The organism is Vibrio sp. V39_P1S14PM300 (assembly GCF_009904765.1).
Taxonomy (GTDB): Bacteria; Pseudomonadota; Gammaproteobacteria; order Enterobacterales; family Vibrionaceae; genus Vibrio; species Vibrio proteolyticus.
The window spans coordinates 1-5,504 of record NZ_WXWP01000018.1 but is presented as its reverse complement, the minus strand read 5'-3'; the positions used below and the strand labels follow the sequence as shown (position 1 = coordinate 5,504).

Here is a 5,504-nt window from a genome sequence, read left to right as displayed (position 1 = left end):
AATATATACGCCGTACGCTATAAATACATTTCTCTATCCTGTTCATTTCTTTCACTCAGCCCCTTTATCGTACTAAGCTCCCTCACTTTGCCTAAACTGAAATAAACCGGGTGTGCTTCCGGTCTACTCTCTGCAGTTATCAAAACAGGAGGCCATATGCTCAACTGGCAAGATATCGTTACCTACGCCAATCAAGGTAACCCGGCACCCGATCGAACTTTGCACCTGAGCGATGCGGAGTGGCAAACGCGCCTCAGCGATAAGCAATATTATGTGATGCGCCAACACGGGACTGAGCGTCCGTTTTCAGACCAGATGTGTGAATTGTTTGAACCCGGGCAATACCGTTGCGTTGGTTGTCAGACGATGTTGTTTGACTCGGGCAGTAAGTTTGATTCGCAAACCGGCTGGCCATCGTTTTCACAACCGTTTAAAACCAATGCGGTGTCTTATCATCTGGACCAAACGCTGGCTCAGATCCGCGTCGAAGTGCGCTGTAACTGTTGTGAAGCCCACTTAGGCCACGTGTTTCCTGACGGACCAAGACCCAGCGGGCTCAGATACTGCATCAACGCCGTCGCGATCGAGAAAGTAGAACAGGAGGCAGAATGAACCGACAAACAGCAACATTTGGTGGCGGTTGCTTCTGGTGTACAGAAGCCTTATTCAGTCAGGTTAAAGGTGTGTTGTCCGTCAGAAGCGGCTACAGTGGTGGCCATGTGAAAAATCCATGCTACCGTGAAGTGTGTAACGGCACGACGGGTCATGCTGAGGTGGTACAAATCGAGTATGACGCTGATGAGATCAACTATGCGCAGTTACTGTTGATTCACCTGACCACGCACAATCCGACCACACTTAATCAACAGGGGGCGGACCGGGGCACGCAATACCGCAGTATCATTCTGGCGCACGATGATGAGCAAGTGGAGGTTGCCAACGGGATCATTCAGGAGCTTACGCCCTATTTTGATGACCCGATCGTCACGGAAATCGTAATGTACAAGGCGTTCTACGAAGCGGAATCACATCATCAGAACTATTACGCAGATAACCCGGAAAAACGCTACTGCGCAGTGGTCATCGAACCGAAGCTGATCAAGTTGCGTGAACGTTATCAGGATTTGCTCACTGGTTAATTCCAAGGCGCCCGAAAAGGCGCCTTTTCATTGCCTCATCAACAGACGAAATATACTCTGGCAGTCTTCAGGTGACATCAGTTTCGGCACCGGATAATTCCAATATGCCTCTTTTAAAGCTTGCGCTACCATCGCCGCGATGTCTTCTTCTTGGATCTCTTCAAGGTAGTGCGGTAAACCAATGGCAGCACATAACTGATGTATATAATCGATCAGGGCTTGTGCGGCTGATTCCGGGGTCGACTGCTCACTTGCCACTCCCCCAGCGACAGCCAGCGCTTTCATTTTTGCTGCGGCGTGGCTTTTACTGAACTGCATGACATGTGGCAATGCCAGCGCATTCGCTAACCCGTGCGGGATTTGATACTGGCTGCCCAACGTGTGAGCAATTGCGTGCACATACCCCAGGCTAGCTTTGGTGAACGCCAGACCAGCATAATACGCCGCGAGCGACATGTTCAGCCTGACAGCGCGATTGCTTCCTACTTTGACGGCGCTTTCGAGGTTGTCCGTTATCAGCCGGAAGGCCGCCAGTGCATGGCGATCCGTCTCCGGTGTGGCATTTCGGGACAGGTACGCTTCAATGGCGTGCGTCAATGCGTCTATGCCCGTTTGCGCTGTGATATGTGCAGGTAAACCCATCATCAGATCAGGGTCCAGCGCTGCTACCAATGGCATCAGTTTCGGATCCATTAATGGTGTTTTTTGATGAGACTGTGGATTGGACACCACCGCCGCGACCGTCACCTCGAAGCCTGTTCCGGCAGTGGTTGGAATGACAAATAAAGGGGCTGGCGGCTGACGTACCTTAAGTAAGCCAGATAATTGCTTCACAGAACGTTTGTTGGTGGCCAGCGCGGCAATCACCTTAGCACAATCCATTGGCGAGCCGCCCCCTAAAGCAACCACGGCGTCACACTGTTGTTGCTGGTACCGCATATGGCCACGTTGTGCCTCGGTATAAGTGGGATCAGGAACCACATCCGCAAACAGCGTACTGTCGACGCCGTAGCTTTCGAGCTTTGTTTGCAATTGCGCAGCAAAACCCAGCTCAACCATGCCGGAATCAGTAACCACCAGAACCCGGCGACATCCCATCAGACCGACCGAATGGCAGAGTTGACTGACAGCACCGTGGCCGATAAACATGGTCGGTTTAGTGATCGGTAAATACCTGGCCGCCAGTTTCAGACCAGTCATATAAAGATTATGAAACCAAACTGGATACGTCATTCTCTTCCCTGTTTTGAGCATTTACTCAGATTTTTAGATTAGGAAAAAGTGCGGCTCTTGACCAGAGGGGCGAATAAAAAGTGTGGGCCTTAAATCCCCTCAAACAACAAGGTAACGGCACAGCCGGTTTCGTCCCTGTTCTTTTGCTTTGTACAGCGCAATATCAGCTTCTTTGATCGCCGTGCTGATGTCACCACCTGGCTCGATAATACTGGTACCGATACTCATTGAAACCTTAACCCGGCCATGTTCCACCGGAATTGAGGTCGCTTCAACGACCAAACGCAGTGCGTCGAGTTTATGGTAAGCCATCGCTTGCGTATTGATTGGCAACATCACCACAAACTCTTCTCCGCCATATCGCGCCACCAAATCTTCGTCTGCAAAATGTTTCTGAAATATTTGACTTAAATACTGCAAGACTTTGTCACCACTTTCGTGGCCAAACGAGTCATTGATGTCCTTAAAATGGTCGAGGTCAAGCATCGCCAGTAAGTGCGGTTTGGACTGTTTAGCCACCTTCTGGCTGGCTTTATCGATGAAATAACGCCGGTTAAACATCCCGGTCAAACTGTCTTTGATCGCACGTTGATAGTGCCAGTCAATTTCATCATAGAAAAACAGCGACAACACCGCACCCAATGAAGAGATCACCAAAATGCTCTGAACAAACGCAGACAAACTGTGGTAAACGATAGTGGCATCATACTGGGTCATCGCGATATAAGGTAGATATAAAAGCGCTGTACTGAACGCGATGCTGAACGTCAGAATTTTTTCGCCCAGACGCCCGCTTTGCGTAAATTTAGCCGCTGCCAACGCCGCCACACCAAAGACAGCGGAGTGATTCAGCGCAGCCAGCATCACTCGTAACTCCAATGAATCCGGAATCGTCATCGTCAGGCAAATCTGTAAGCTGGTATAGGCGATGATATGCGCTAAGCCAAGCAGAGAAAGCCAGCGAGGTACCGCACGCCCATACCAGTTCAGCACGCCGAACAACAAAGCATAGCTGGCAGCTTGGTAAAAGGCATTATTGGTGGCAACTGAGTAGATCAGCTCCACCCAGGCTCGGGCAATACTGGTCAGATAGCCCAGCCCCAGCAGGATAAAAAACAGCGTGAACCAGCTGGCGGCCACTGATTTACTGTTGGTCAGTTTGTTGCGCACCAGAATAACGAACAACCCTGCAATACCACTACTGGCAATGTTATTCAGGATGGTGGCAGATTTAAGTACATCCAAATCGGTCAACGTCATCAGCTACAACAATCAGCTTACTTATAGTTTTGTAGTTTCTATGTACCACAATAATAACTGTTTACCAAAATATTCACCCTAAAAGGCTCCCTAACAGGGAGCTAAATAGCCTTTTATTGTTCTTGCAATTAAAAACGGATAAAAAAACAGCAGGCCTGAGCCTGCTGTTTTAGACAGAAATGGCAGTTAAAGCATGCCTTGCCACAACATCCCAACCGCCACAACCGCGACCAGAGTTAATGCACACGCACCAAGACGCTCTTTACCCTGAAACGGATGTGTTGATTGCTGACGCTTCGCTTTAATGTAGAAATATAAGCCGGGCACATACAACACTGCCGACATCAACAGGTAGTTCAGGCCGGAAGCGTATAAGAGCCACACCCCATATAAGGTGGAACACAGGCCCACAATCAACAAAGCGCCACGATCGCGCTTTTCTAATGCCAGTTTCAGTGTAAACGCACCAACCAGAAAATACGGTACCAGGATCATCTCTGACGCAATCACCAACAGTGTGTCATAGGTACTGCCCGCGTACATAACCAACACCAGAGATACCTGGATACATATATTTGTCAGGGTCAGCGCTTTGACCGGACTCCCTGCGGCATTTTGTTGTGCATACTCGGCTGGAAACATGTTGTCGCGAGCGCACAAATAAGGCGCTTCGGAAGCCAGTACTGTCCAACTGAGGAAAGCACCGCACACGGACACAATTAATCCAGCGCCGATAATGTACTGCCCCCAAGGTCCCAAAATCGTGGTGAGCACTTTCGCCATGGACGGGTTCTGGAATTCCGCCAGTTCAACCGGCTTGATGACCCCCATCGACAACAGGGTCACCAGCACATAGATGGTCAATGCCGTCAGCAGGCCCAAAATAGTTGCCCTGCCAATGTCCTTGCGGTGACGAGCCCGGCTCGAAACCACCACGGCCCCTTCAATACCGATAAATACCCACACCGTAATCAGCATGGTGGCCTTTACCTGAGCCATCAAATCGTGCTCGGCGCCAAAGTGCAGACCGGAGAAATCAACCGTGAACGTTTCCCAATTAAACGCGACCATCGCACAGACAATAAACAGCACCAACGGGATCATTTTTGCAAACGTGGTGATCAAATTGATAAATGCTGCGGTTTGAACACCACGCAACACCAATGCATGCACCAGCCATAATAGTACCGACGCACCTGCCACTGATATCCAGGTGTTACCCGCCCCAAATATCACTTGATCTGGCGTATCAAAAACCAATCCCAGCGTACTGAAAACAATCACCAAATAGGAAACATTGGCAACCATCGCGCTGAACCAGTACCCCCATGCCGAGCAAAAGCCAGCAAAGTCGCCAAAGCCTTCACGGGCAAAGCCGAAAACGCCGCTGTCTATATGAGGTTTATGATTGGAAAGTTGCTGGAAGGAAAGTGCGAGGAAAATCATGCCGACGCCGGTGATTCCCCACCCGATCATCACCGCTAGCGGACTGGCAACGGCAGCCATATTCTGAGGCAAGCTGAAAACACCTGCACCGATCATCGAACCGACAACCAATGCGGTCAAAGAACCAAGCCCGAGTTTATTATCCATGGTAAAAGTCCGGTATATCTCTGTCATGCGGAGGCGCTATTTTAGAGCGAAATCTGCCTGGCTACAGGCTTGTCGTGATCTGTGTCACTGAGATAGTGCAAAAATATACCTATTCATTGCCAACGATCAAAAAGCTGCGTGATTTTCGCTGAAAACTTCGCCACCTTAAAAGTATAAGGCTCCACATATTACACACTTTCAAGTACAGATAAATAAAATATTCCGTTATAAATGAATATTAATCTATTCAATATCATTATTATGGTTATTTATGTGGTC

At 49.3% G+C, this 5,504-nt stretch carries 5 protein-coding genes; 2 read left to right on the top strand and 3 right to left on the bottom strand.

Translation table 11 applies throughout. The features are described 5' to 3' along the window. Positions 1 to 156: 156 nt before the first annotated feature. Together msrB and msrA are read left to right on the top strand one after the other, a co-directional pair. On the top strand, positions 157 to 612 hold the full coding sequence (gene msrB / locus CAG65_RS01040; protein WP_161451564.1) for a peptide-methionine (R)-S-oxide reductase MsrB: 456 nt from the start codon (positions 157 to 159) through the stop codon (positions 610 to 612). After that, positions 609 to 1,139 (top strand): peptide-methionine (S)-S-oxide reductase MsrA, encoded by a 531-nt coding sequence (msrA, locus tag CAG65_RS01035; RefSeq protein ID WP_161451562.1) that lies wholly within the window; start codon positions 609 to 611, stop codon positions 1,137 to 1,139. Before msrB ends, msrA begins: the two co-directional genes overlap by 4 nt. A 27-nt stretch (positions 1,140 to 1,166) precedes the next feature. Here msrA and CAG65_RS01030 read toward each other — a convergent pair whose 3' ends face one another. The 3 genes from CAG65_RS01030 to CAG65_RS01020 form a co-directional block, all read right to left on the bottom strand. Continuing rightward, positions 1,167 to 2,372: an iron-containing alcohol dehydrogenase gene (locus CAG65_RS01030; RefSeq protein WP_161451560.1), complete on the bottom strand. Its 1,206-nt coding sequence runs from the start codon at positions 2,370 to 2,372 to the stop codon at positions 1,167 to 1,169. Positions 2,373 to 2,471: 99 nt separating this feature from the next. Beyond that, entirely contained in the window at positions 2,472 to 3,632 is a 1,161-nt protein-coding gene (locus tag CAG65_RS01025) for a GGDEF domain-containing protein (protein ID WP_161451558.1), read from the bottom strand. A 186-nt stretch (positions 3,633 to 3,818) separates the two neighbouring features. Then, positions 3,819 to 5,225 (bottom strand): basic amino acid/polyamine antiporter, encoded by a 1,407-nt coding sequence (locus CAG65_RS01020; RefSeq protein ID WP_161448138.1) that lies wholly within the window; start codon positions 5,223 to 5,225, stop codon positions 3,819 to 3,821. Positions 5,226 to 5,504 lie beyond the last annotated feature (279 nt).